Here is a 25,243-nt window from a genome sequence, read left to right as displayed (position 1 = left end):
CAGGGGATGAGCATGGAGCCGATGGCCGAGGCGTCGGCCACGGCCGAGCCCGAGACGCCGCCGAAGATGGTGCTGGAGAGCACGCCGACCTGGGCCGGGCCGCCGTGCACGCGGCCGATCATCATGGACAGCAGGTTGACCAGGCTCTGGCCCAGGCGGCCGCTGACCATGAGCGCGCCGGTCATCATGAAGAACGGGATGGCGATGAGCGGGAAGCTCTGCGTCTGGGCAATCATCTGCTCGATGGCCAGGTGCACGGGCACCTTGTCGAGGATGAACAGGCCGCCCACGGCCGAGAGCACCAGCGCGTGCGCGATGGGGATGGACGCCAGCGCCGTGGCGACGAACAGGACGATGATGAGGCCGGTCATGCCTGTGCTCCCTGCGCCGTGAAGGCCGCCGGCTCGCGGGCCGTTTCGGTCGCGGCCTCAACCGTGTCCTCGTGTTCCGCCCGCACGCTCCAGATCTCGGGCAGCTTGCACAGCGTCACCAGCGACAGCAGCGTGAAGCCCAGCATCAGGCAGCCGACGCTGACCGAGCCGGGCACCTGCAGGATGGGCGTGCGCTCGTCGGCGGCTATCTCCATCAGCGGCCAGGCCATGGCGGCCAGGGCGCCGTACAGGGCCGCCACGGTCAGCGAGCCGGCCGTCAGCACCCAGCGCCGCGCCGCGGGCGCGAGCTTCTGCGTCACCAGCACCACGGCGATGTGCGAGCCGTGCTGCGCGGCCAGCACCACGCCGGCCATGATCATCCAGGGGAACATCAGCTCGGGCAGCTCCGAGGCCCAGGCGATGCTGGTGCCCATGGCGTAGCGCAGCGCCACGTTGGCGCTCAGGATCACGAACACCACGCTCAGCGTGAGGTACAGCACGCCGCGGCAGGCGAAGCCGATGCAGCGGTCGATGAAGTGAAGGATGGACATCGCGGTCTCTCAAGGTCGGTTACCGATAGCCGAGCCGTCCGCCTACTGCTTCGTCATTCCCGCGCAGGCGGGAATCCAGGCGGTCCCACACCAGTACGTAGAGGTCATGCAGGCACGCCACTGGTTAGGTGTTGGTACGCCAACCCGTGAGCCTCGGGCTGACTTGGGGGCTGCCTGGATTCCCGCCTTCGCGGGAATGACGAATCGGGGTGCGCGGCGTGCCGGTTTCTGGCTGACAGGCTTCGCTTACAGCGCCTGCGCCTGCTGCACCACGCGCTTGACGAAGTCGCCGTTGGGGCCGGCGGACCACTTGTCGTAGACCGGCTTGGTGGCGTCGATGAAGGCCTTGCGGTCCACGCTGTCGACCTGCACGCCCTTGCCCTTGATCTCGGCCACGAGCTTCTCGTCGGCCTCCTTGGAGAGCTTGCGCTGCAGTTGCGTGGCCTCGGCCGCGGCGTCCTTGAACACCTGCTGGTCGGCCGGGCTGAGCTTTTCCCACGCGCGCTTGCCCATCAGGAAGGGCGTGACCTCGTACTTGTGGCCGGTGAGCGAGAGGTACTTCTGCACCTCGTACAGCTTAGCCGAGGCGATGTTGGCCAGCGGGTTCTCCTGCCCGTCCACCACGCCCTGCTGCAGCGCCACGTAGAGCTCGGCGAACTTGATCTGCTGCGCGTCGGCGCCCAGCGCCTGCACGATGTCCACCGTCATCGCGTCGGGCGGGGTGCGCAGCTTCAGGCCCTTGGCATCGGCGGGCACCTTGATCGGGCGCTTGCCGTTGGTGACGTGGCGGATGCCGTTGTCCCAGTAGCCCAGCACCACCATGTTCTTGGCCGCGGTGCGCTTGGCCAGCTCCTCGCCCACCGGGCCGTCCAGCAGGCTCCAGGCCTGCTTCACGTCGGAGAACAGGAAGGGCAGCCCCAGCGCGGCGTACTCCGGCACCACCGTGGACAGCGCGCCCTGGCTGTTGGCCGAGAGGTCCAGCGTGCCCGAGCGCAGCGCGGTGACCATGGCAGCGTCGTCGCCGAGCTGTGCGGAATGCGCGACCTGGATCTCGATGCGCCCGCCGGTCTTGGCCTTGACCGTCTCGGCGAACTTCACCGCCGCCTCGTGGCGCGGGTTGCCCGGCGCGGCGCCGTGGCCCAGCGTGAGCTTGACGTTCTGGGCCAGCGCCGGCAGGGCCAGGGTGGCGGCGAGCGCGAAGGCGGCGGCGCCGAGGGTTCTGCGATGGAACATGCTTGTCTCCTGTGCTTGCCGTCTGTTGCGGCGTCAATCAGGTGAAGAAAAGCCCCGCGGCCCTAGGGCCTGCGGGGCTGCCGGGTCTCAGTGGATGAGCATCCCGCCGTTGACGTCCAGCGTCACGCCGGTGAGGTACTTGGAGAGGTCGCTGGCGAGGAACACCACGCAGCCGGCGACGTCGTCGGGGTCGCCGATGCGGCCCAGCGGGATGCCATCGAGGATGGCGGCGCGCTTCTCCTCGGGGATCTTGCCCTTGTTGATGTCCGTCGCGATCAGGCCCGGGGTCAGCGAGTTCACGCGGATGTTGTCCGCGCCGTACTCGCGCGCCATGGCGCGCGCCAGGCCCAGCACGCCGGCCTTGGCCGCCGAGTAGTGCGGGCCGCCCAGGATGCCGCCGCCGCGCTGCGCCGACACCGAGGAGATGCAGATGATCGAGCCGCTCTTCTGCGCCTGCATCGCCGGCACCACCGCCTGCGACATGTACAGCGTGCCGCGCAGGCTCACGTCCATCACGCGGTCGTAGTCCTCGCCCGTGATGTCCAGCGTCTTGCGCGGCTGCGTCACGCCGGCGTTGTTGAGCAGGATGTCGATGCGGCCCAGGCGCTGCAGCACCTCGCGGGCGGCGGCCTCGCAGGAGGCCTTGTCGGTCACGTCGGCCACCACGCCGATGTGCTGCGGGCCCAGCTCGGCCGCGGCCGCCGCGGGGTTGGCGCCGGCCAGGTCCAGGATCGCCACGCGCGCGCCCTGCGCCGCGAGCATGCGCGCCGACGCGAAGCCCAGCCCGTTGAGGCCGGCACCGCCGGTGATGACCGCCACCTTGTCCTTCAGAAGCATCGCTTGTCTCCGTCTGTGTGCTGTTGTGGAAGCAATGGGGCGCATTCTTCGGGCGCCTCCACATGAGCTCAAGCGATAAGATTTCATGGCTGCATGAAGCTCTTTCATGCGGCAGTGCAGCAAGAGATCCGCATGCGAACGTCGTTGCCTCCGCTACCTGCCCTGCTGGCTTTCGAGGCCGTCGCGCGCCGGCGCAGCTTCGCGCTGGCCGCCACCGAGCTGCACCTCACGGCCTCGGCCATCAGCCACCAGGTGGCGCGGCTGGAGGAGATCCTGGGCGCGCGGCTGTTCGAGCGCTCCTCGCGCGGCGTGGAGCTGACCGAGGTGGGCGCCAAGTACCTGCAGCGCGTCTCCGGCGCGCTGGAGGCACTGACCGCCGCCAGCGACGACGTGCGCCAGGGCGTGCGCAACACGCTGTACGTGCACTCCACGCCCAGCCTGGCCAGCCTGTGGCTTATGCCGCGGCTGGGCCATTTCGCGCAGGCGCATCCGGGGGTCTCGCTGTTCCTGTCGGCCTCGCACCAGCACAGCGACTTCGCGCTGGGGCAGGTGGACCTGGACATCCGCTACGGCGTGCCCAGCTGGCCCGGGCTGACGGTGCGCCCGCTGTTCGAGGAGCACATCCTGCCGCTGGCCTCGCCGGCCTTCATCGAGCGCTACCGGCTGCGCGAGCCGGCGGAGCTGCTGCAGGCGCCGCTGATCCAGTCCACCGTCAGCGTGGTGCAGTGGGCCGACTGGCTCACGGCGCAGGGCGTGGAGGCGCCGGTGGAGCGTTTCGCGCTGCGCTTCGACCGCGCGCAGCTCGCGCTGGACGCGGCCCTGCAGGGCCTGGGCGTGGCGCTGGAGAGCAGCACCATCGCCGCCGGCCACATCCGGGCCGGGTGGCTGCGGCCGGTGTTCGACGAGCGGCTGCACCTGCCGGTGAAGGCGCACTTCCTGGTCTACCCGCCGCGGCACGAGCAGCGCCACGAGGTGGCGCAGTTCCTGCGCTGGATGCAGACGCAGGTGCCGCAGCCGGAGGCGGCGGACTGAGCACAGGCGCGCACGCCGGTGGCCTGGGAGGTGGTTTCTCCGCTCGCCCTGGGCTTGTCGAAGGGCCCGCGGCTCGCATGAGCGCGGCAGGCACTTGGACAAGCTCAGCGCGACCGGGCGCTTGGGGGCGTCACGAAGCGGCGCTCAGTGCAGCGTCACCGGCGCGACGACGGGGCGCGCGAACTCGCGGCCGATGACGGTGCGGGCGTAGAAATAGTTCAGCCGGGTATGGACGTCCAGCGCGTCGATGTCCACGTGGCCGGCCTCGTCGCAGGGGAAGGCGAAGACGCGGTCCTGTTCCAGCAGCGAGCTGTAGCGCAGCTCGTAGGCGGCTTCGGCGTGGTCCTGCAGGCTCAGCATCGAGGCGTTCATGGAAGGCTCCTTGAAAGCGGTGGATCGATGCCCTTGGGTTGCGGGCGAGCGCGCCGCTGTTCATGCAGTGGAAGCTTCGCGCCGAAGGTGGCCGGCACGCGCGTGAAGAAGGTCACAAAGGCGCTTCAGCCGCCGTCGCGCACCGCAGACCGGTCGGCGGCACGCCTGCGAGGAGCTTCCGCCGCGAGCGACCGGTTGGCGCGCTTGCTGGCCTTGTGGGCGTACATGCGGTTGTCGGCGCGCTGGATCAGCGCCTCGGCCGTCTGCGCCTCGTAGCCGAAAGCCATGCCGAAGCTCACGCCGCTGGCGGGGAAGCCCTTCGCGCGCAGCCGCCGCTCCAGCACCGGCAGCGCGGCGCACAGCCTGGCCTCGTCGCTCGCGTGGCCCAGCACCGCGAATTCGTCGCCCCCCAGGCGGAACACCGCCGTGCGCTGGTCGCAGAGCGTGCGCAGCAACCGTGCGAAGGCGCACAGCAGCACATCGCCCTGCGTGTGGCCCTGGGTGTCGTTGATCGCCTTGAGCCCGTCGAGGTCGATCATCGCCAGCAGCGTCCGCTGCACCTGCGCCTCGCTGCGCTCGGGCGCCAGCGCCTGCGCCAGCATCTGGTCGAAGGCGTGGCGGTTGAGGATGCCGGTGAGGTGGTCGGTGCGGGTCTGGTCCAGCGCGCGGTCCAGGCGCCGCAGGTACTCGTCCTTCTGCCGCGCCAGCAGCCGCACCTTGTCGGCCAGGGCGAAGGCCAGCAGCAGCCCGTAGGCGCTGACGCCCAGGACGGTCAGCACCTCGGGATTGCGCACCGGGGTGTCCATGAAGTCCAGGTTGGCCAGCAGCAGGATGGCCGCGGGCACGAGGAGGACCAGGAAGCCCGCCAGGAAGTAGCGCGCCGGCTCGAAGCCCGAGCGCAGGCTCTTCCAGACCGCGCTGCCGGTCAGCGCCAGCGCCAGCAAGGTGAGCAGCGAGCACAGCGAGTTCGCCAGCGGCAGCGCCAGGAAGCTGATGGGCAGCAGTGCCAGCGACAGCGCGATGGTGAAGTACGTCAGCCGCGCCAGCCGCGGTGCCAGGCGCGGCAGCTGCAGGAAGCGGATGCAGAACCAGCCGTTGAACACCGGCAGCAGGAAGAAGCCCACGAAGTGCCAGCGCAGGTCGAACCACTGCAGGCCCTGGGCCCCGAGATGGAAGGACAGCCCCCAGGCCACCGCCGAGCACAGCATGAACAGCGCGTAGTGCAGCAGCGCCCGGTCGCGCGTGCCCCAGAACAGGAACAGGTTGTAGAGCGCCAACGTCACCTGCGTGCCCAGCGAGAACAGCACCAGCAGGTTCTCCGTCAGCACGACGTGGCGGTAGGCGTCCTGGGTGAGCAGCGTCGCGCGGGGCACGCGGGCGTAGTAGGGGCTCTCCATGTACAGCAGCACGTGCGCCACCGCCCCGGGCGCCAGCGCCACGTCGCCGCCGTAGTGCAGCAGGTACTGCGGCTCCTCGGCCACGTAGCCGGAGGAAAAGCGCTGCGGCGGCTGCCCGGCCTGCAGCACGTAGGCCTCGATGCGCTCGATCAGGCTGGCATGCGGGTCGAGCACCCAGCGCGTGGCGCTCGAATCGTTGCGCACCACGGCGTGCAGCCAGTAGCGACCGCCCAGCAGGTGCACGGTCGCGGCCGGCTTGAGCCGCGACAGCCAGCCGTCAAGCTGCTCCACCGCCGCCGGGGGCGCGCTGCCGTCGGCCTGGTACAGCCGGCCGTGCAGGATCAGGTCCACCTCGCCGGCCGGATCGAGGGGCACGGGCGCTGGCAGATCGGCCCGCGACACGCCCAGCACCAGCAGGAGCAGCAGGGCGACCAGCAGGCGCAGCAGCCGGGGCTCAGACATGGTGTTGCAGCGGGGACTCGCCCGCGTCGGTCGGCAGCGGCGGTGCGCGGCGCGCGGCGCCCTTGCCTGCCTTGTGGGCGTACATGCGCTCGTCCGCCAGATGGAGCAGCGCCTCCGTCGAAGGCGCTTCGTGGCCCAGGGCCAGGCCGAAGCTCACGCCGCTGTCGTGGAAGCCGGCCGCGCGCAGCCGCGCCTCCAGCCGGGGCAGCGCGGTGCGCAGCCGCCCCGCGTCGTCCGCCCGGCCCAGCACCGCGAACTCGTCGCCGCCCAGGCGGAACACCGCCGTGCCCTCGTCGCGCAGCGTCTCCAGCAGCCGCGCGAAGGCGCACAGCAGCGCGTCGCCCTGCGTGTGGCCCTGGGTGTCGTTGATCGTCTTGAGCCCGTCGAGGTCGATGATCGCCAGCAGCACCCGCCGCGCCCCGGCGCCGCCGGGCCCGGTGGCCAGCGCCTGCGCCACCATCTGGTCGAAGGCGTGGCGGTTGAGGATGCCGGTGAGGTGGTCGGTGCGGGTCTGGTCCAGCGCGTGGTTCAGGCGATGCAGGTACTCGTCCTTCTGGTGCGCCAGCAGCCGGATCTTGTCGGCCAGCGCCAGGGCCAGCAGCAGCCCGTCGACCGCGCAGCCCAGCAGCGACAGCAGCTCGGGATTGCGCACCGGGGTGTCGAAGAAACCCAGGTTGGCCGGCAGCAGGATGGCCCCGGGCGCGGCCAGGACCAGGAAGCCGGCCAGGAAGTAGCGCGCCGGCCTGAAGCCCGAGCGCAGGCTCTTCCAGCCCGCGACGATGGCCAGCGGCAGGAACAGCGAGATCACCGCCGAGCACAGCAGGTGCGCCACCGACAGCGCGAGGAAGCAGCTGGGCAGCAGCAGCAGCGCCAGCACCACGATGCCCCACGCCAGCCGCGTCAGCACCGGGGTCAGGCGCCGCATCTGCAGGAAGTGGATGCAGAACAGCGGGTTGAACACCGGCAGCAGGAACAGGCCGACGTAGTGCCAGCGCAGGTCGTGCCAGCCCAGCCACTGCGCGCCGATGTGCAGCGTCAGCGTCCAGCCGGCCAGCAGGGACAGCATGTACAGCGCGTAGTACAGCAGCGCCCGGTCGCGCGTGCCCCAGAACAGGAACAGGTTGTAGAGCGCCAGCGTCAGGACCGCGCCCAGCGCCCACAGCATGAGCAGGTTCTCGGTCAGCACCACGGAGCGGTAGCCGGCCTGCGTGATCATGCCCACCCGCGGGGTGCGGGCGAAGTAAGGGCTCTCCATGTACAGCAGCACGTGCGCCACCGCCCCGGGCGCCAGCGCCACGTTGCCGCCGTAGTGCAGCATGTACTGCAGCTGCTCGGCCACGTAGCCGGAGGAAAAGCGCTGCGGCGGCTGCCCGGCCTGCAGCACGTGGGCCTCGATGCGCTCGACCAGGCTGGCGTGCGGATCGAGCACCCAGCGCGTGGTGGTCGAGTCGTTGCGCACCACGGCGTGCAGCCAGTAGCGCCCGCCCAGCGGGTCCACGCCCGTGGCCGGCTTGAGCCGCGACAGCCAGGCGTCGATCTGCTCCGCCGCCGCCGGGGGAGCGCTGCCGTCGGCCTCGTACAGCCGGCCGCGGGGGAGCAGGTTCACCTCGTCGGCCGGATCGAGCGGCACGGGCGCCGGCGGCGTGGCGGCCGGGGCACACAGCGCCCACAGCAGCAGCGCCAGTGCCAGGACCCAGTGCAGCGGCGTCGCGCCGCGGTGCCCGGCCCGGGCCGGTTCAGCCGTCCTGCTCACCGGCGATCACGGCCGGGTGCCCGCAGATGGCGCGCGAGGCCTGCATGCCCGACATCACCGCCGCCTCCACGCAGCCCGCGTTGAGGCCGGTGCGGATCCAGTCCCCGGCCAGGAAGAGGTTGCTGAAGCCGCTGCCGTCGGTGGCCAAGCGGTAGCGGGTGCTGCCCACGACGGACTGCACGTAGCGCTCGGAAGGGTCGACGTTGGCGCGCCAGTACTGGCTGTCCAGGCGGCGCACGCCGGTACCGCCGCTCAGGTCGTAGAGCGCGTTCCAGTCGAAGCCCTGCGGCGTGGCGGTGGCCGGCCACAACAGCTGGGCCTGGCGCTCCAGGCACAGCTGCGCCGCTTCCTTGACTTGGCGCTTCATGCGTGCCGGGAAGCCGTGGTCGAACGCGGGCGGGTAGTCCCGCACCTGCAGCACGCTGCAGAAGTAGGAGACGTTGCCCGGTGCCGACTGCGCGGGCCAGTCCTCGCGGCACAGCACCTGGTCCATCGGGCACCAGGTGTCGAAAGGCTCGCTGTAGCCCGTGAGCACCGGCTCCTGCCCGTCCTCGCCGTACAGCGTCCAGCCCAGCCCCCGCAGGTCCGGCACCGTCCAGGCCTGGAAAGCCTGCGTCGCCACCGCCTTCACGTGGGCCACGCAGCCGGCCAGCGCCGGGCTGCGCGCCACGAGTTCCGGCGCCAGCACCGGCACCGAGGCCACCGAGGCGCCGAACACCACCTTGTCGAAGTCCACGCCGCGCTGCAGCGTCACGCGCGGCAGCGGCCGGCCGAAGGCGCGCTCGAAGCGCTCGGGCCAGTCCGACCAGTGCGAATCGAGGTCGTACATGCCGTCCTGCAGCAGCCCGGCCTGCGCCGGGTCCAGCTGCGCCGCCAGCGGCTCGCTGGGCCAGCAGGGCAGCCCCTTGACGTCCACCAGCGGCTCGTAAGCCGCCACGCCCGGGGCCAGGTCGATCTGGCGGCGCACGTGGATCTGGTCCACCGTGTCGCCGCTGCCCGGGACCAGCGCCTCCACCTCGTGGAAGAAGGCGAACTTCACGCCGCGGCGCTTGAGCACCTGGTACAGCGGCGTGAACACCACGTCGCCCATGCCGGCCTGCATCTTCCACATGAAGGCGCCGCGGTAGTCGCAGGCCATGCGCAGCACGCCGCGCAGCATGGTGCCGGCCTCGATGTTGCGGCGCTGCGCGTCCCCGTCCTCGTAGGCGAAGACCAGGTCGTACAGGCCCCGCACCAGCGCGGAACCCACCGTCAGCACCTCGTTGGCGCCATGGCGCCTGAGCCAGGCGCTGAACTCCTCGTCGTTGAGCACGTCGCAGCCGCGCTCGGGCACGTGGTCCTCAAGCATGCCGATGAGGATGGCGAAGCCCAGGTCCGACATCACGAACTGGCGCCGCAGCGGGCCGACGGTGTCGTTGGCGGCGTGCTCGGCGAAGTGGCGCTGCAGCCAGGCGTGCAGCTCCTTCAGCGCGGCCAGGTGCCGCGGCAGCTCCAGGTGCGGATCCACCACCTGCGACAGCGCCAGGGTGGCGGCCACGAGGGCGTCGAGGCAGACCCGGGCATCCGCCGCCAGCACCTTCGCGTCATGGCTCACGTGCAGGGCCAGGTGATGCAGCCAGCCCGCCACGCCCTGCGCATCGGGCTCGTCGGCCACCGGCGGCGGCTCGTCCGGGCAGGCGTGGCGCACCAGCTCCGCCACCCACTGCCGCAGCCAGCCGTGCGCGGTGACCATCAGGCGCCACAGGTCCACCTTCTCGGTGCCCTGGCCCGGCACGCCCGGCATGGGCGGCAGCTCGATGGGCCACAGCGCCCAGTGCTCGCCCACGCGCTCGGTCAACGTGATGAAGTCCTGCGGCTTGAAGGCCTCGTCCCAGGTCGCCAGCGGCGCTCCGGGCGGGCGGTCCAGCAGCCCGTAGGCGCGCTGCATCACCTGGAAGGCATTGGCGTAGAAGCCGAACCAGATGTGCAGCCCGTGCTCCTCGATGCGCTGGCCCTGCAGCGCGTTGCGCCCGCTCGCGCCCTTGCCGCCCAGGCGCCAGCCCGGCTGGTAGACGGTGATCTCGCGCCGGTTCTGCCAGCCGGGTTCGTCGCTGAGGAAGAACGCGGCGGTCAGCGCGCCGGCGCCGCCGCCGATGACGGCGATCTTCTCCGGCGCGATGCTCGAGTTGTCATGGATCTCGTGGCCCGGCGGCAGCTCGAAGTCGAACTCCACGGCAAAGGGCAGCAGCGCGGGCTGCGTGCCCAGCTGCAGGCCCAGCGAGCGGTCCAGCGGGAAGCTGGCGAAACGGTGCACCTGGCACTGGTACTCGGCGCCCAGCAGCCGCACCTCGTGCACCGCCTTGACCTGCACCGGCGCCGCCACCACCGCCTGGTACACCGCCTTGCGGCCCGTGGCGTCGGGAAACTGCTTCAGGAAGATCTGCTCGAAGCTGTGCGCGCGCAGCAGCCGCACCGCGTCCTCCCAGCCCTGGCGGTCCAGCGCCAGCAGCCCGGGCAGATCGGCTTCCATGAGCTCGATGGCCTGCTCGATGAGGTCGTCCAGCCGGCCCAGCACCGTGTGCGGGCCCTCGCCCGTGGCCGTGACCTCCAGCAGCGGGTGCATCTGCAGCCGCGAGTCGGGCGAGAAGGGCTCGAAGCCCTTGGCCGCCACCGCGAAGCGCGTCGCCGGCGCGTCCGGCGGCGGCAGCGTGCACTCGGCCATGTACTTCGTGTAGCCGTAGATCTCGCGCCCGTTGATGAGCGCCATGCAGTCGTCGACCCAGATGTGGCACGGGTACATGAACACCGCATCGACGCCGCGGCTGCCCGCGTTCACCTGCCCCACCAGGACCCACGTGACGACGTCGGTCTCCTCTCCCCAGCCCTTGGCCTCGTCCGTGGGCCAGGACGAGAAGGCGTGCCCCAGGCGCGCGAAGCTCACCAGCACGTACGGCGACAGCACCTGGAAGCGCATCGCACCGCCGGCCACGCTCGTCAGCGTCTCGTCTACCGTGGCCTGCAGCCGCTCCAGCTCGCCGCGCACCCAGAAGCCGTACATGCGCACGCGCTGCATCTGCATGGGCGGATGCATCAGCACGGAACCCGCGGGGTAAAGGAAGTCCGGACGCTGCGCCATATCACCTGTTACTTGGTGTAATCGGAAGGCGCAGTGTAGCCAGTCACCTTTTTTGCGATACGGCCTCAATTGCTGCGGCGCACTGCAGCGTGACGGGTGTCACTACCGGGCGGCGAATTTCCAGGCGCTGCCGTGCGAGGCCAAAGCCCTGGCAGCCGGCGCCAGTGGAGAGGCGCCACGGGCGCGGCGTTGTCCGGAAAGTTTTCCTGCGGCCCCCAGCCTCCGCGGCACAACGTCCCGGGCGGCGCGGGCCGCTCAGCTCGGCTCAGCGCAGCACGGTGCAGCCGCCGCCCGGGCCCGGCTTGAAGCAGAAATCGCCGGTGAGGCTGGAGCTTTCCCAGGGCACCTGCACGCGCCCGGTCTCGCGCGCCACGCTCAGGCGCACCTGCTTGAACAGCATCTCGATGGGCAGCCCCGGCGTCTGCAGCGCGCCCAGCAGGTGCTTGGTGTAGAGGCTGTGCGCCTCCTTGGGGTTGTCCAGCGCCACGCCGCCCGGCGCCGTGGAGAAGGCCACCATCGACCCCAGTGGCGCCTCCACCGGCGCCAGCCCGGCCGGCGTGGCGCCGCGGAATTTCAGGCGCCGCCCGTCGGGCCCCAGGATCTCCGCGCCGGAGAACGGGTTGTTGCGGCAGGCGTCGAGGATGACGATATTGATGCCCTGCGGCAGCGTGCCCAGCCGCTCCAGCAGCTCGTTGAGGTCGGCGCTCTTGGCCGGCACCTCCTCCTCGGCGCGGATCTCGGTGTCCACCGGCAGCAGGTAGTTGCGGCCCTTCACCTGCACGCCGTGGCCGGCGTAGAAGATCAGCCGCACGGCGGCGTTGCGCGTGTCCAGCGAGAAGCGGCGGAAGGCCTCGATGAGGTCGCGCATCGAGGCGTCCTGCACCAGCGCGACCTCGAAGGCCAGGTTGCGCAGCGCGCCGGCCATGGCCTGCGCATCGGCCGCGGGGTTCTTCAGCGGCCCCACGCGGTAGGCGCTGTTGCCGATCACCAGCGCCACGCGGCGCTCGGCCGGCGCGGCAGTGGCCGCGCGCATACCGGCCGCGGCCAGCAAGGCGCTCAGGCACAGGGTGCGTCGAAGCGGCTGCATCCTGAAGTCACTCCCTTTGAAGCTCGATCACTGCCGCGCCGGCAGCCCGTCCACCACCTGCAGGCCTTCCACGATGGGATCGCCCTTGAGCTGCGCGGTGATGGCGTCGATCTGCTGCGCCGGCACGCGCACGTAGTAGTCGCCCAGCTGCCCGGGCCCGGCAGCCAGGCTGCCGTGGATGTTGACCAGCAGCAGCCGGATGTCGGCCTCGCGCGCGTCGGCCTTGAAGTTGAGCTTCAGATACGGCCCCTGCTCCACCACGCTGCCGCGCAGCGCGCGCAGCTCGGTGCTGGCGTCCTCGTTGCGCTCCATGAGCTGCAGGATCGCCACCCCCTGCACCGCCACCAGCGCCACCGCGCCGGCCAGCGCGGGCCGCAGCACGGCCTGCGGCACCAGCGCGGCGAGCCAGCCACGCAGCTTCCTGCCGAAGCCCGGCTGCGCCGCGTGCCGTACGCCCTGCGGCGCCGGGCCCTCGGTGCGGATGCGCTGCAGCGCCCGCTCCAGGCCCACCTCGGCGGACACCGGCGGCACGTCCTCGCGCACCTTGGCCTGCAGCGAGCGCAGCCACTGCGCCTCCGCCTGCGCCTCGGGATGCGCCTGCAAATAGCTCTCCACCTGCTCGCGCTCGGCGTTGCCCAGCGTGCCGTTGACGTAGAACGGCAGCAGTTCTTCCAGTCGTTCGTCGTTCATGGCGCTGCTCCGGTGAGCGATCCGCCGCCTTCGCGCTCCAGCAGCAGCTTCAGGCAGTTGCGCAGCTTCTGCCGCGCGTGGAAAAGCCGGGTCTTGACGGTGTTCTCGGGGCAGGACTGCACCTGCGCCACCTCCGCCAGCGACATCCCCTCGTAGAACACGAGGTGGATGGCTTCGCGGTGGTCGTCCGAGAGCCGCTCCATGCAGTGCTGCACGCCCTCGCGGCGCTGGCGCTGCGCCAGCTGCTCGAAGGCGCCGGCGTCCTGGCTGGCGATGACCTCGGCGATCTCCTGCAAATCCTCGTACACCGCGTCGGGCTTGCGCGAGCGGAAGGCCATCAGCACCTTGTTGCGCGCGATGCCGATGATCCAGGTGCTGAACTGCGACTCGCCGCGAAAGCGCGCGGGTGCCTTCCAGACTTCGTACAGGGTGTCGGCCACGATTTCCTCCGCTTGGGCTTCGTTACCGAGTTTCCTGATCACGTAGGCATAGAGCCGGCGCGAGAAGGCCCGGTACAGCTCCCGGAAGGCCACCTCGTCGCCCTGTCCGATGCGCCCCAGCAGGCGCAGCACCTCGTCGTTGTCCATGGGGGGAGCGCACCGAAGGCACGAGCAGGGATGGAAGGCTCATGGTAGAGGCCGCCTTGAAGGATTGAAAACCGCGCGCCGGGTGGGGCTCACTCGCCGCGGAATTGCACGCGCCGGTTCTGCGGCGCGTCGGGATCGAGCCCGGCCAGCGGCGCGAGCTCGCCCAGGCCCACGGCATGCAGCCGCTGCGGCGCGATGCCGTGCTGCGACACCAGGTACTGCCGCACCGCCTGGGCGCGGCGCTGCGACAGCCGCTCGTTGTAGTCCTCGCCGCCGACGGCGTCGGTGTGCCCTTCGATGCGCACGGCCCGCTCGGCCGGCAGCAGCCGGATGCCCTGGGCCAGCGCGTCGAGCTGGCGCCGCGCGGCGGGATCGATGTCGGCGGAGTTGAAGCCGAAGCGCACCGGCAGCGCCAGCGCGCCGGCGTCGGCCGCGGGCTCGGCGGCAGTCGTGATGGCTTCCCGCGCTGGCGAGGCCTCGTCGAGCAGGCGCAGGCCGCGGAACTTGGGTTGATGGGCGGGGGGCGCGGCCAGGATGGCGGCCACGTCCTTCGGATCCACGGCCTCGTCCGCGCCGTAGAGCCGCACCGATTGCGCCCCGGCCGGGTCGACGGCGACGAGGGCGGCCGCCGCCGCCAGCGCCACGGCCACCGTGGCGGCAAAGGTGATGCGCTTCGTCATGGTGAGGAGTCCGGAAGGGAGGGATGCCGCTGGGTTGCGGCCGGGCCGGACCGGGTTCAAGGAATCGTGCGCGGCACGCGGTGCCGCGCCCTCGCCTCACCGCAGCTCGTACTCCACCAGTTCGAAACTGGTCGCCTCCCGCACCGCGCCGCCCACGCTGGTCGTGACGGTGCTCTTCACCATCCGCCGCGCCGCCGGCGCGTACCAGACGACCTGCTCGGTGCTCACCGCCTTGCCCCCGCGCGGCGTGATGCGCCCGCTGAGCACGACCTTCAGCGCCCTGAAACGCCCGGCCGCGACCTGGATTTCCTCTTCGCCTTCCACGCGCGCCTGCAGCGGCACGCTCACCTGTTCCACCCGCCGCAGTTGCGGCGCCAGCGGCTGCCCCGGCTGCCAGCCGCTGGCGGCCAGCAGGTAGGGCGCGAACTCCGGCGGCGTCAGCGTCCAGCCCGGCAGCTCGTGGAAGCCCGGCGCCAGCGGCGCCACCGCCGTGCGCAGCTTGGCGTCGGAGGTGGTGCTCCAGCTCTCGGCCACGCCCTCCGGCGTCACCGCCTCCACGCGCGCGCTCACGAACAGGTCGCCGATGCGGAACTGGTCCTGCACCCGGTAGCGCCAGCGGTCGCCCACGTGCGGCAGCGCGGCCTCGCGCCCCGGGCTGGCCGGCGCCGCCGCGACCGGAGGCGCGGGCACGGCAAAGGGCGCCGTCGCCACGGTCTGCGGTGGGGGCAAGGAGGCCGGCGGGTCCAGTCCTGGCGGCGCGGCCGAGCCGGAAGAAGCCGCACCGGTGGCGGGCAGCACGGCCGCCACGCCCGTGCCCAGGGTTTCCGTCGCCGAAGCCGCGGCCCCGGCCGAAGCCACCGCCGTTCCCGCGGGCGCGGGCGTGCTCCCGGGCGCAGGTGCCGCCCCGAAGGCGGCCAGCCGCGCCTGCGCCAGGGACGCGAAGCGCCCCTGCGGGTACTGCCGCAGGTAGGCGCGGAACTCCTCGGCGCGCGTGGAGGCCTGGATGCTGTTCCAGAACGCGATCTCGCCCGCCGCCTCCACGTCCGGCGCCGCCGCGGCCGTGGCCGACACACCCGGCACGAAGGCGAACTCGCTCTGCAGCGAGGAGCTTTCCCAGGGCACCTGGTGCTGCTGCGTCTCGCGCACCACGCCCTCGCGCACGCGCTTGAACACCTGCTCCACCGACAGCCCCGGCGTGAGCAGGTGCTTTGCCAGGTGCGCGGCGTAGACGCTGTTGGCGCCGGCGCCAGCACCCGAATCCGCCGCCAGCTTGCCGGGCGCGGTGGCGTAGGCCAGCAGGGTGCCGACGGGCGCGTCCATCTGCGCTAGGCCCTGCGCCGACACCGTCTTGCCCAGGAAGGGGTTGTTGCGGCAGGCATCCAGGATCACCAGGTTGATGCGGCTCCTCGCATGCGCCATGCGGCCGAGCACGAAGCCCACGTCGATGCCGGTGATGGGGATCTCGTCCTCGCTGCGGATCTCGGCGTCCACGGGGATGAGGTAGTTGCGGTCGCGCAGCTGCAGCCCGTGGCCGGCGTAGTACAGCAGCGCCACCGTGTTCTCGTCGAGGCGGCTGCCGAAGCTGCGCAGCGCCTCCAGCAGGCCGGCGCGGTCCAGGTCCTGGCGCAGCGTCACGTCGAAGCCCGCCTTCTGCAGCACGCCGGCGACCAGCCGCGCGTCATTGACCGGGTTGTCCAGCGGGTCGCTGCGGTAGGCGGCGTTGCCGATCACCAGCGCGATGCGCGCCTCCGTCACCTCGCGCCCGGCGGCCGGCGCTCCCACGGCCCAGCCGGCCATCGCCAGCAGCACGGCCATGCACAACAGCAGGCGCAGCAGGGGTTTCACGCGCACGCTCCCAGCAGTTCCGTCACCGCCACGGCCGGCGGCAGCGCGTCGAAGCGGCAGCGCAGCTCGCCGCCGGCGCGCGCGAACCACCAGTGGCTGCCCGGCGGCGCGGCCTGGGACAGCACCGCGGCGCCATCCCAGGCGCCGCGGTGCCCGGCGCCCTCGCCGCCCGGCACCGCCGCCGGCAGCGGCGCGTTCCTCACCGCCTGCGCCAGCGCCTGATCTAGGTCGTCCACCGTGAAGCTCACGTCCAGCGCGCGGCGCATGGCCGCGTCCAGCGCCTCGAACCAGCCCGGCGCGGCCTGCGCCTGCGCCAGCGCCACGCCGGGCTGCGCCACCGTCAGCGGGAAGTGGCGGCCCACGCGGTCGATGCTGGGCATCAGCAGCCCGGTCCAGGCGCTCTCGCCCAGCAGCCCCGGCGGCAGCCAGAAGCGCACGATGGGCGCCACCAGGTAGCCCTGCAGCCAGCGCGGGCCCAGCGCGTCGCGCGAGCTCGCCAGCACATGGCGCAGCCACGCGTCCCACCCGCCGACGAAGGCCTCGGGCAGCCGGCGCGAGGCGAAGTCGCCCAGGTGCGGCAGCTTCCCGTACCAGCCGGGCGGCAGCGCCTCGGCTACCGGGCGTGCCGCGGGGGTCGCAGGTGTCGGGTTGACTAGAGGCGTCTCGGACATGCGAAGGACTCCAGCTCGCTGCGCAGCACCGGGTTGAGCGCGCTGGTGCTGCGCGCCTCGAAACGGGCCTTGCGGCCCTCCACGTCGAAAACCAGCTCCACGCGGCCGCCGCCCATGGGCTCGACGCGCACGCGGTCGAACAGCCGCAGCAGCGCCCAGGGCCCGTCGAAGCTGTAGCCCGCGCCCTGCCCGGCGCGCAGCGTCACGCGCCCGGGCGCGTCCTCGGAGGCCGGCCAGCGCAGGCGCTGCGGCGCCTTGACCTCGCGGCGGAAGCGCAGCACCTGCCCGTCCACGTCGATGGCGAACTCCGACAGCGCCGGGTCCAGCTCCAGCAGCCGCAGCTCCAGCTGCACGCCGAAACGCCGGCCGCCGTCGGTGAAGAAGGCCTCGCGCACCTGCCGCGCGCGCTGGAACGCCGCCGGCGTGGCGCTTTCGCCGTAGGGCAGCAGCTGGCGCTGCACGAAGGCGTCGATCACGCCGCCGACGCCGAAGAAGCGGATGAACTCCTCGCGCGACACCTCCTGCCCCGCGCCGCGCGTGAACGGGTAGCGGTTGTCCAGGCTGCGGCTGCACGCCGTCCCGACCTCGGCCGAGAGCTGGCGCGACAGCGGCTCGCGCAGCGCCGCCAGCGCCTGCGCGCTGGCCGCCGCGGCAAAGGGCTCCAGCAGCGCCTTCACCGGCTCCGGGGCCTGCGCCGCGGCCACGCCCAGGGAGCGCAGCGCCGCTCCGGGCGGCGGCAGGCCGCGCTGGCGCAGGGCGTCGTCGATCACGGTGAGCTGCTGGCCCGCGCCGCCCAGCAGCGACAGCGCGTCGTCCAGCGGCGATGGCGGCCCGGCCACGAAGCGCGACAGCGCGCCGTAACGCTCGGACAGCACCGGCGACACCGCGACCTCGCGCGCCACGGCTCGCAGCAGCTGCGCCAGCGGCGAGTCGGTGCGCGACAGCGCCTGCGCCAGCTCCACGCTGGCCGCCAGCGTGGGCGTGGGCGCCAGCCGCAGGTCGCCGATGAACGCCTCCCACTGGCGCGCGTGGTCGGCCAGGTACAGCCGCTCCACCGCCTCGGCCAGCGAGGGCGCCACCGCGGCGGCGCCGGCCGGGGCGCCGTTGCCCGCACCGGCCTCCGAGGCCGCGCCGGCGGCCACCGGCGGGGCCAGCACGACCGGCATGGCGCGCGCGCCGGCCGAGCCCAGCACCCAGGCGCGCTCGCGTTCGAGCTGGCGCAGCACCTCGTGGGTGCGTTCGCGCAGGCGCTGCGGGTACACCGCGCGCGTGTAGAAGCCGGGCACGCCCTCGTCCAGCGGCCGGCCGCTGGCGCGGGCGAAGAATTTCAAGTGGCCGGCGCCGGCCACCGACGCGACGCTGAAGGTGGGCGCTCCAGCGTCGCCCTGGCGCAGCCGGTTGTAGACGCGGTCGGCCACCGGCACGCTCGCGACCAGCGCGCGGGCCTGGGTGACGAGCGCCGGATCCGCCCGCTGCGGCGCCCCGACCTCGCCGCCGACCAGCAGCCGCTGCAGGTGGTGCTGCAGCTCGGCGCGCTGGGCCTCGGAGGCGGGCAGCGTCGCGTCCCAGTCCGCGCCCAGGTCGGCGCGCAGCGCGGCGGCGTCGAAGTTGCGTCCGGCGAAGAGCATCAGGTAGGCGCGCAGCGCCTCGTACACCACCTCCACGTGCTCGCGCCCGCCGCTGCGCAGCCGCGCCTCCAGCCGCGCGGCGATGCGGGGCAGGTACACCTCCTTCAGCAGCCGCGCGTAGGTGTCGTCGGCGGCAGAGGCCAGCAGGTCGCGCCGATCCAGGCCCAGCGAAGGCATCACGGCCGGCGCGGCCCCCTGGGCGAAGCGCTCCACGCCGCCCAGCAGCGGCAGCAGCGCCACCAGGTCGGTGGGCGCGGTGGCGCGCGCGGCATGGGCCTGCTGCGCCAGCGCGGGCAGCTGCGACGCGGCCTCGGCCAGCAGCTCGCGGTTGTGGGCGTAGGCGCGCCAGCCCAGGGCGATGGTCCCCAGCGCCACGGCGCCGCACAGCCCCGCCAGGCCGAGCTGCAGCGCCGTGCGCCGGCGCTCGCGGCGCAGGTTCAGCCCGGCCAGCCCCGCCTCGGCGAAGACCACGTCGCGCAGCAGCCGCGTGACGAAGAAGCTGCGCCCGCTGGGGCGCGCCGGCGCCAGCAGCCGGCCCGACAGGCCCAGCGTGCGCGCGATGCCGCCCAGCGCGCGGTCGATGGGCGTGCCCTCCTGCGTCGCGCTGGTGAAGTACACGCCGCGCAGCAGCACGGGCGCCACGGCGCCGTCCGGGGCGGGTGCGGCGGCAGCGCCCTCCTCGCCGGACGCGGTGGGCGCGAAGGTGGTCTGCAGCAGCTCCAGCAGCAGCTCGTGCAGCAGCCGCCACTGCTGCGGGAAGGCGAACAGCGCGGCGCGGCGATCGCGGTCGGCCTCGGCGTGCAGCCGCTCCAGCAGGTACTCGCCCAGGCGCTTCTCCAGCGCCGCGAGCTCGCTGCTCATCAGTGGCAGCGGGTCGGCCGGCGCGCCCTCGGCCGGCAAGGTGAAGCCCCAGACCTGGGCGCGCTCGTCCTTGTCCAGGTCGGCGAAGAACTCCATGAAGCCGGCCAGCAGGTCCGTCTTCGTCACCAGCACGTATACCGGGAAGCGCAACCCCAGGTGCTGGCGCAGTTCGGCGATGCGCGCGCGCAGCGCCAGCGCGTGGGCGCGGCGCGCGTCGGGGCCGGTGCCCAGCAGGTCCGCGACGCTGACGGTGAGCAGCACGCCGTTGACGGGGCGGCGCGGGCGGTGGCGCTTGAGCAGCGCCAGGAAGCCCAGCCAGGCGGCGCGGTCCTGGGCCTGGTGGCTGTCCTGCGTGGTGTAGCGCCCGGCCGTGTCGATGAGCACGGCCTGGTCGGTGAACCACCAGTCGCAGTTGCGCGTACCGCCCACGCCGCGCAGCGCCTGGCCGTGCCCGAGCTGCTCCGACAGCGGGAACTCCAGCCCCGAGCTCACCAGCGCAGTGGTCTTGCCCGCACCGGGGGCGCCGATGATCACGTACCAGGGCAGCTCGTAGAGGTAGGGCTTAGGCGACAGCAGGTGGCGCCAGGAGCGCCGAGCGCCCAGGCGCGAGCGCCGCAGCTGCGCCACCGCCTCCTTGAAGCGCCGGCCCAGCAGCTCGACCTCGGCCGTGGGCGGGGCGTCCTCCTCGGCCACCAGGCCGTCGAGCAGCCGGGCGTTGTTGCGCCGCGCCTTGAGCGCCTGCCCGGCCGCCAGGGCCAGGCTCAGCGCCAGCAGCGCCGCCAAGGCCCAGCCGCGCGCGGCCTCGCTGGCCAGCGGCACCACCCCGGCCACCGCCACCAGCGGGCCGACCCACCAGACCAGCGCCGCCGCGGCCAGCACGCCGGCGGCCTGCAGCAGCGGGCGCAGCCAGGGGAGACCGGGCTGGGGCTTGGTCATGGCCGCTCCCATCTCATTACTCCGGCCGCGCCAGCCGCAGCTCGATCTCGACGCGCCGGTTGCGCGCCCGGTCCTCGGCCGAGCGCCCGCTTGCCACCGGCTCGGCGTCCGCGCGGCCTTCGGCATGCAGCCGCTCCAGCGGCAGCCCCTGGCGCGCCAGCTCCTCCATCACCGCCAGCGCGCGGGCGCGCGAGAGGTGCCAGGCGCTGGGGTACTGCAGCGAGGCGGCGGTGGCGTCGTCGCTGTGGCCGATGACGTTGACCTGTCCCGGGCTGGCGCGCAGCGCCTGCGCCACGCGGCCCAGCAGCGCCGGCGCGCGCGGCGAGTCCAGCGTCGCGCCACCGCCCTTGAACAGCGCGTCGGCCGGCAGCGTCAGCACCGAGCGCAGCCGCTCGTCGCGCACCACCAGCGCGCCGGCGGCCGCGTCGGCCTGCAGCAGCGGCGCCAGGCGGGCCGGCGCCGCGGGCGCGGCGCCAGCTGCCGGGGCGCGTTCGGCCTGCAGCGCCGCGGGCAGCGCATGCAGCTCGCGCAGCAGCGGCTGCGCCTGCGCGGCCAGCCGCCACTGGAAGCCCAGCAGCGCCACCACCACCAGCGCGCCAGCCAGCGCGGCCACGCTCCACAGCGGCGGCACGTGCAGCCCCGGGCGCTGCGGCGCCGACACGCCCTGCCAGTGCAGCGACAGGCTGCGCGCGCCGCCGCCCGGCTGCAGCGCGGCGGGCCGCACCTCCGCCAGCACGCGCTCGGCGATCGCCTCCAGCCGCGCCCGGCCGTCGGGCTGGCCGCGATAGCGCCCCTCGAAGCCCAGCGACAGGCAGACGTAGAACAGCTCCAGCACCTCGGCGTTGCCCTTCGGGTCCTCGCCCAGCCGCTCCAGCAGCTCGAAGCACTTGTCGCCGCCCCAGCGCTCCTCGTGGTATTCGCTGAGCAGGGTGTGCGCCTCCCAGGTGCCCTGCCCCCAGGGCGTGGCGGCGATCACCTCGTCGAGGAAGCTGCACAGCAGGTAGCGCGCGGCGGTGATGCGCGGGCGCGCCACGCCGCTGGCGGCGGCCTGCAGCTCGAACTCCGCCATGTGGTTCAGCAGCTGGCGGCGCAGCCCGGCCGGATCGGCATGCGCGCTGGTGGCCCGCAGCTGCGCCACCAGCGCCAGCAGCACGCTGGCCGCGCCCAACAGCGGGTTGACGCCGGCCACCAGGCGCTGCAGCTCCACGCCCCCGCGCGGCGCGCGCCCCGCGGACGGCGTGGCGGCGGAGCGCGGCGGCGGCTGCATCTGCGTGCGCTGCCCGCCGGGCGCGGGCATGTGCAGGGTGAGCTCGTCGGCGGCGCCGGCGTGGAGCGTGCGGTCATCCCCCATCGGGCCGGCGTAGACGGTGCGGTCGTCGGCATCCGCCCCGGCGTAGAACGTGCGGTCGTCGGATGCCGGCCCGGCCCAGAGCGTGGCGTCGTCCGCCGCGGCACCGGGCGGAGCGAACACGGTGGATTCCGCGTCGGCCGCTGCCCCGCCCGGGCTGGGCATGCGCAGCGGCATGCCCGGCGCCACGGCCGGCGCGAACAGCGTGCGGTCGTCGTCAGCGACGCCGCCGCCCGGCACGGGCATGCGCAGCGGCGGGGAAGCACCGCCGCTGGCCAGGATCAGCGTGGCCTCGTCGTCCCCGGATGCCGTGCCGGCCTGGGCTGGAGGCGTCCCGGACACCGCCGGCCGCGCGGGCCCGCCGGCCGGCGGTTCGGCGCCGGCGGAGCCGCCCGGAGCCGCCGCGCGCGGCAGGGGCATGAACAGCGTGCGGTCGTCGTCGCCGGCGTCCGCTGCGTCGCCCGACGCTTGGCGGGCCTCCTGCGGCGCGGGCGTGTCGCCGCCGGGCATGGGGCTGGGAGGCCTGGACTGCATGCGCGCCGCCTTCGACCGCCACCGGCGTTCAGTGGGCCGTCCCGGCCTCGCGCAGGAAGCGCTGGCGCTGTGCGTCGTCGTCCAGGCTGCGCGCCACCGCTTCCAGGAAGGCGCGCCGGCTGCCGCCCTGGGCGGCGGCGCGCTTGGTGATGACGCGGGCGATGGGGCCGATGTAGGTGGTCAGCACCCGCGTGGCGTGCTCCACGTCGGCCGGGGTGAGCGCCGGGCCGGTGGCGTCGAAGTGCGTGGGCGTGGGGGTAGGCGTGCCGCCGACGGTGGCGGCCACGCCCACGGTGCCCGGCGTCGCCGTCGCCGCGCGCCCCAGCACGGCGCGCAGGAAGGCCTCGCGCTCGCCGGGCTTGTCGATGCTCTCGGTCAGCGCCGCGGCCAGCGAGCCCAGCTGCTTGTGCTGCTGCGCGGCGCGGCGCACCAGCACCCGCGCCACCGGGCCCACGTAGCGCGCCAGCGCCAGCTCCACGTCCTTGAGCACCGGCGGGCTCCAGCCCGTGGGCGGCGGCGTGCTGGGCTGCGCCGGGCCCAGCGCGGTGGCCGGCGCCGGCGTGTGGAAGTGGCCGCCGTCCAGCGGCAGCGGCCGCATCGGCTTGCCCGCGGAGATGACGGTGGACTCGGAGATCGTGTCCGCCAGCGGCAGTCCGTACTGCGCCAGCAGCGCGGCGCGGAAGGCCGCGGCGCTCTGGAAGCGCTCGGCCGGCGCCTTGGCCAGCGCGCGCGCCACCACCGCGTCGTACTGCGGCCAGCGGTGCTCCGGGTCCGCCACCGAGGGCGGGTCGGGGTCGTGGTAGCAGACGTCGTGCATCACCGCCTCCAGCCGGCCGCGGAAGGGCGGCTGGCGCGCCAGCAGGTGGTACAGCAGCACGCCGGCGGAGAAGATGTCGATGCGGTGGTCCAGCGCGCCGCCCAGGTAGAACTCCGGCGCGATGTAGCCCGGCGTGCCCATGATGATGTTGGTGCGCGTGCGGTCCGCGGACTCGATGCGGGCGATGCCGAAGTCGGTGAGCTTGATGCGCCCGCTGGGCATCACCAGGATGTTGGCGGGCTTGATGTCGCGGTGCCAGATCTCGTGGCTGTGCGCGTACTCCAGCGCATCGAGCAGCTGCGCCATGGTGCTCACCGCGTCGCGCTCGTTGAAGGCGGTGTTGCGGTCCAGGTACTCGCGCAGGCTGTGGCCCTGCACGTACTCCATGGCGATGTAGGCGTAGGCGCCGTCCTCGCCGTACTCGTACACCGAGACGATGCCCGGGTGGCTCAGCGTGCCCGCGGCCTGCGCCTCGCGGCGAAAGCGCTCCGACAGCGACTGCGCCTTGTCGTCGTCCTCGATCAGCTCCTTGTGGATGGTCTTGATCGCCACCGGGCGCTTGATGACGGGGTCGTAGCCGCGGTAGACGATGCCCATGGCCCCCCGCCCGATCACCTCGGTGATCGGGTACTTGCCCAGGCGCTGGGGGATGGCCATGTCCTGCGTCGCGCGGCGCGCGGCTTCAGCCGTCGAGCATCTTCATCGCCTGGACCATGCTGGTGCGCATGCGGGCGATGGAGCGCGCGAGCACGCCGATCTCGTCGTTGGCGGTGCGCTCGAAGTCGGGAATGTCCAGCTCGCCCAGGCTCACGCGGTCGGCGAAGCGCGAGAGGTGGTCCACCGGGCGGATCACCATGGCCCACAGCATCAGGTTGAGCACCACGCCGATGGCCAGGAACACGCCCGCGATCGAGCCCATGAACACCGTGTAGACGCGCTCCGCGCGGTCCAGCGCCACCTTGGTGGGCACCGAGATGATCTGCGCGCCCACCACTTCGTTGAGGTTCCAGCCGAAGCCGTTGGCCGGGCCGTAGCGGTCCACCAGCGTCTTGGGCGCCACCTCCACGGAGCTGTGGCAGCGCAGGCACGCGGGGTTGGAGATGCGGATCGGGCGCGCCACGTAGAAGGAGCGGCCCGTGGGCGTTTCGCGGTCGCCGATGAGCTCGGTGGCTTCGGCGTTGCCGCGGAACTGCGTGACGATGTCGGCCTCCCATTCCACGGCGCGGTCGCGCGGGTTGGTCGGGTTGAGCACGGCCTCCTTGTAGCCGTACTCATCGTGCTTCTTGCGCAGGTCGTTGAACACCTCGGTGGCCGAGTAGGCGGGAATGGTCTGCGGCAGGAAGGTGTATTTCATCTGCGTATCCAGCAGCGGGCCGATCTGCGACGAGGTGTAGTTGCGCGTGGCCAGCGCGGTGTCCATCAGCAGCCGCGCGCTGCCGGCGATCTCCTCGCGCGCGTTGCGCTCCAGCAGCCGCCAGGACACGAAGCCCGTGGCGGCGAAGCCCAGGGCGAAGATCAGCACGAACACCAGGTTGAACTTCAACAGCAGCTTCACGGCGCGCCTCCATCAACGCGGGCCTGCCGGGGCGCCGGGGTGGGCTTGGGCAGGTATTTCTCGGGGAAGAGGATCCGGTCCCATTCGGGATGGGCCGCGAGGTTGGACACCAGCGCGGCGCGGAACGCGGGCTCCCGGGCCTTGGCCTTCCAGCGCTGCACCAGCGGCTTGCGCAGCCCGGGCTCGGCCTTGAGCCAGGGCTCCACGTCGGCATAGCCGAAGTCCGGCGCCGCCTTGGGCGCGACGGCCTGGTCGCGCCAGCGCTCCGCGCGCAGCGGCAGCGAGTCGCGGAAGGGCCGCGGCATCTCCTGCAGCAGCCCGGAGGTGGCGACCGACACCAGCTCGCCGCGCGCCCCGGCCTTGCGCTGGTAGAGCGAGCCCTCGCTCAGCGACAGCGGCGCGGGGGCCGCGCCGGCACCGCGCTCGCCCACGCGCACCGGGCCGCCTTCGACGAAAAGGGTCTGCGCCGTGGGCAGCACATGCAGCACCACCGTGCCCGGCGCCGACTGCAGCTCGACCCAGGGCGTGCGCACGGCCAACGGCACGGCCTTGCCCTCCGGCGTGGGCAGCCGCACCTTGGCCCAGCCCTGCAGCAGGTACAGCGAGCGCTCGCTTGTAGGCGGCAGAAAGGCCCGTGTGGACGGGCCGAATTGCGCCACGCTGCGGTCGGCGAACTCCATCTGCAGGAACGCCGAAGGCGCGGTCTCGACGATGTCCCCGGGCGCCAGCGCCAGGCCCTCGGCCGCCAGCACACGGCCCGCGCCGCGGTAGACCAGCGCCTCGCCTTCGAGGATGGTGATGCCGCCCGGGGCGTCGGCGGCGACGGCGCCCAGCGGCGCCGCGAACGCTGCGATCAGCATGAGTGCACGCAACATGGCGCT

At 73.0% G+C, this 25,243-nt stretch carries 20 protein-coding genes; 1 reads left to right on the top strand and 19 read right to left on the bottom strand.

Translation table 11 applies throughout. The features are described from left to right. The 4 genes from H537_RS0111555 to H537_RS0111540 all read right to left on the bottom strand — a co-directional run. Nucleotides 1–371 (bottom strand): TRAP transporter large permease subunit (locus H537_RS0111555; protein ID WP_028998061.1); only part of this gene is annotated, 371 nt, incomplete at its 3' end. Beyond that, nucleotides 368–922, bottom strand: coding sequence for a TRAP transporter small permease (locus H537_RS42395; protein ID WP_051242397.1), 555 nt, complete (start codon nucleotides 920–922; stop codon nucleotides 368–370). The genes H537_RS42395 and H537_RS0111555, both read right to left, overlap by 4 nt. A gap of 246 nt (nucleotides 923–1,168) precedes the next feature. Continuing rightward, the gene (locus H537_RS0111545) at nucleotides 1,169–2,155 is read right to left on the bottom strand and encodes a TRAP transporter substrate-binding protein (protein ID WP_028998060.1); all 987 of its coding nucleotides are present in this window, start codon (nucleotides 2,153–2,155) and stop codon (nucleotides 1,169–1,171) included. 87 nt (nucleotides 2,156–2,242) lie between these two features. After that, nucleotides 2,243–2,992: an SDR family NAD(P)-dependent oxidoreductase gene (locus tag H537_RS0111540; RefSeq protein ID WP_028998059.1), complete on the bottom strand. Its 750-nt coding sequence runs from the start codon at nucleotides 2,990–2,992 to the stop codon at nucleotides 2,243–2,245. Between the two features lie 132 nt (nucleotides 2,993–3,124). On the opposite strand from H537_RS0111540, the gene H537_RS0111535 reads away from it, so the two are divergent. Then, entirely contained in the window at nucleotides 3,125–4,024 is a 900-nt protein-coding gene (locus H537_RS0111535; protein ID WP_043458591.1) for a LysR substrate-binding domain-containing protein, read from the top strand. Between the two features lie 144 nt (nucleotides 4,025–4,168). Here H537_RS0111535 and H537_RS0111530 read toward each other — a convergent pair whose 3' ends face one another. The 15 genes from H537_RS0111530 to H537_RS0111460 form a co-directional block, all read right to left on the bottom strand. Next, entirely contained in the window at nucleotides 4,169–4,396 is a 228-nt protein-coding gene (locus tag H537_RS0111530) for a hypothetical protein (protein WP_028998057.1), read from the bottom strand. A 125-nt stretch (nucleotides 4,397–4,521) separates the two neighbouring features. Then, nucleotides 4,522–6,255 carry a GGDEF domain-containing protein gene (locus H537_RS42390; RefSeq protein ID WP_051242395.1) on the bottom strand — a complete coding sequence of 578 codons (1,734 nt, stop codon included), beginning with the start codon at nucleotides 6,253–6,255 and terminating at the stop codon, nucleotides 4,522–4,524. Further along, on the bottom strand, nucleotides 6,248–8,008 hold the full coding sequence (locus H537_RS42385) for a GGDEF domain-containing protein (protein ID WP_028998056.1): 1,761 nt from the start codon (nucleotides 8,006–8,008) through the stop codon (nucleotides 6,248–6,250). Before H537_RS42385 ends, H537_RS42390 begins: the two co-directional genes overlap by 8 nt. Beyond that, entirely contained in the window at nucleotides 7,992–11,066 is a 3,075-nt protein-coding gene (locus H537_RS0111515; RefSeq protein ID WP_238446664.1) for an NAD(P)-binding protein, read from the bottom strand. Before H537_RS0111515 ends, H537_RS42385 begins: the two co-directional genes overlap by 17 nt. A 322-nt stretch (nucleotides 11,067–11,388) precedes the next feature. Further along, on the bottom strand, nucleotides 11,389–12,210 hold the full coding sequence (locus H537_RS42380; protein ID WP_051242394.1) for a caspase family protein: 822 nt from the start codon (nucleotides 12,208–12,210) through the stop codon (nucleotides 11,389–11,391). Nucleotides 12,211–12,237: 27 nt separating this feature from the next. After that, complete coding sequence (locus tag H537_RS0111505) at nucleotides 12,238–12,900, bottom strand: anti-sigma factor family protein (protein WP_028998054.1); 663 nt, start codon at nucleotides 12,898–12,900, stop codon at nucleotides 12,238–12,240. Further along, nucleotides 12,897–13,487, bottom strand: a complete 591-nt coding sequence (locus H537_RS42375; RefSeq protein WP_051242392.1) for an RNA polymerase sigma factor — start codon at nucleotides 13,485–13,487, stop codon at nucleotides 12,897–12,899. Before H537_RS42375 ends, H537_RS0111505 begins: the two co-directional genes overlap by 4 nt. Nucleotides 13,488–13,576: 89 nt before the next feature. Then, nucleotides 13,577–14,167, bottom strand: coding sequence for an OmpA family protein (locus H537_RS49060; RefSeq protein WP_051242389.1), 591 nt, complete (start codon nucleotides 14,165–14,167; stop codon nucleotides 13,577–13,579). A gap of 96 nt (nucleotides 14,168–14,263) precedes the next feature. Next, nucleotides 14,264–16,012: a caspase family protein gene (locus H537_RS49055; RefSeq protein WP_156901608.1), complete on the bottom strand. Its 1,749-nt coding sequence runs from the start codon at nucleotides 16,010–16,012 to the stop codon at nucleotides 14,264–14,266. Next, nucleotides 16,009–16,683, bottom strand: coding sequence for a type VI secretion system-associated protein TagF (gene tagF / locus H537_RS49050; RefSeq protein ID WP_051242386.1), 675 nt, complete (start codon nucleotides 16,681–16,683; stop codon nucleotides 16,009–16,011). Before tagF ends, H537_RS49055 begins: the two co-directional genes overlap by 4 nt. Then, nucleotides 16,665–20,108, bottom strand: coding sequence for a type VI secretion system membrane subunit TssM (gene tssM, locus H537_RS0111480; protein ID WP_051242384.1), 3,444 nt, complete (start codon nucleotides 20,106–20,108; stop codon nucleotides 16,665–16,667). Before tssM ends, tagF begins: the two co-directional genes overlap by 19 nt. A 16-nt stretch (nucleotides 20,109–20,124) precedes the next feature. Next, complete coding sequence (gene icmH, locus H537_RS42355) at nucleotides 20,125–21,990, bottom strand: type IVB secretion system protein IcmH/DotU (RefSeq protein ID WP_156901607.1); 1,866 nt, start codon at nucleotides 21,988–21,990, stop codon at nucleotides 20,125–20,127. 28 nt (nucleotides 21,991–22,018) lie between these two features. Then, entirely contained in the window at nucleotides 22,019–23,464 is a 1,446-nt protein-coding gene (locus tag H537_RS42350) for a serine/threonine-protein kinase (protein WP_051242379.1), read from the bottom strand. Between the two features lie 25 nt (nucleotides 23,465–23,489). Beyond that, nucleotides 23,490–24,362 (bottom strand): Tll0287-like domain-containing protein, encoded by an 873-nt coding sequence (locus H537_RS0111465; RefSeq protein ID WP_028998052.1) that lies wholly within the window; start codon nucleotides 24,360–24,362, stop codon nucleotides 23,490–23,492. Then, nucleotides 24,359–25,237, bottom strand: a complete 879-nt coding sequence (locus tag H537_RS0111460; protein ID WP_043458574.1) for a FecR family protein — start codon at nucleotides 25,235–25,237, stop codon at nucleotides 24,359–24,361. Before H537_RS0111460 ends, H537_RS0111465 begins: the two co-directional genes overlap by 4 nt. Nucleotides 25,238–25,243 lie beyond the last annotated feature (6 nt).

It is taken from the genome of Azohydromonas australica DSM 1124, from assembly GCF_000430725.1.
In the GTDB taxonomy this organism is placed as follows: Bacteria; Pseudomonadota; Gammaproteobacteria; order Burkholderiales; family Burkholderiaceae_C; genus Azohydromonas; species Azohydromonas australica.
This window is presented reverse-complemented; position numbering and strand designations above follow the sequence as displayed.

Excerpts from the sequence above, each read along its gene's own strand:
- H537_RS42395 (WP_051242397.1), bottom strand. The coding sequence starts at position 922 with ATGTCCATCCTTCACTTCATCGACCGCTGCATCGGCTTCGCCTGCCGC.
- H537_RS0111545 (WP_028998060.1), bottom strand. The coding sequence starts at position 2,155 with ATGTTCCATCGCAGAACCCTCGGCGCCGCCGCCTTCGCGCTCGCCGCC.
- H537_RS0111540 (WP_028998059.1), bottom strand. The coding sequence starts at position 2,992 with ATGCTTCTGAAGGACAAGGTGGCGGTCATCACCGGCGGTGCCGGCCTC.
- H537_RS0111535 (WP_043458591.1), top strand. The coding sequence starts at position 3,125 with ATGCGAACGTCGTTGCCTCCGCTACCTGCCCTGCTGGCTTTCGAGGCC.
- H537_RS0111530 (WP_028998057.1), bottom strand. The coding sequence starts at position 4,396 with ATGAACGCCTCGATGCTGAGCCTGCAGGACCACGCCGAAGCCGCCTAC.
- H537_RS42390 (WP_051242395.1), bottom strand. The coding sequence starts at position 6,255 with ATGTCTGAGCCCCGGCTGCTGCGCCTGCTGGTCGCCCTGCTGCTCCTG.
- H537_RS0111515 (WP_238446664.1), bottom strand. The coding sequence starts at position 11,066 with ATGCAGATGCAGCGCGTGCGCATGTACGGCTTCTGGGTGCGCGGCGAG.
- H537_RS42380 (WP_051242394.1), bottom strand. The coding sequence starts at position 12,210 with ATGCAGCCGCTTCGACGCACCCTGTGCCTGAGCGCCTTGCTGGCCGCG.
- H537_RS0111505 (WP_028998054.1), bottom strand. The coding sequence starts at position 12,900 with ATGAACGACGAACGACTGGAAGAACTGCTGCCGTTCTACGTCAACGGC.
- H537_RS42375 (WP_051242392.1), bottom strand. The coding sequence starts at position 13,487 with ATGGACAACGACGAGGTGCTGCGCCTGCTGGGGCGCATCGGACAGGGC.
- H537_RS49060 (WP_051242389.1), bottom strand. The coding sequence starts at position 14,167 with ATGACGAAGCGCATCACCTTTGCCGCCACGGTGGCCGTGGCGCTGGCG.
- tagF (WP_051242386.1), bottom strand. The coding sequence starts at position 16,683 with ATGTCCGAGACGCCTCTAGTCAACCCGACACCTGCGACCCCCGCGGCA.
- tssM (WP_051242384.1), bottom strand. The coding sequence starts at position 20,108 with ATGACCAAGCCCCAGCCCGGTCTCCCCTGGCTGCGCCCGCTGCTGCAG.
- icmH (WP_156901607.1), bottom strand. The coding sequence starts at position 21,990 with ATGCAGTCCAGGCCTCCCAGCCCCATGCCCGGCGGCGACACGCCCGCG.
- H537_RS42350 (WP_051242379.1), bottom strand. The coding sequence starts at position 23,464 with ATGGCCATCCCCCAGCGCCTGGGCAAGTACCCGATCACCGAGGTGATC.
- H537_RS0111460 (WP_043458574.1), bottom strand. The coding sequence starts at position 25,237 with ATGTTGCGTGCACTCATGCTGATCGCAGCGTTCGCGGCGCCGCTGGGC.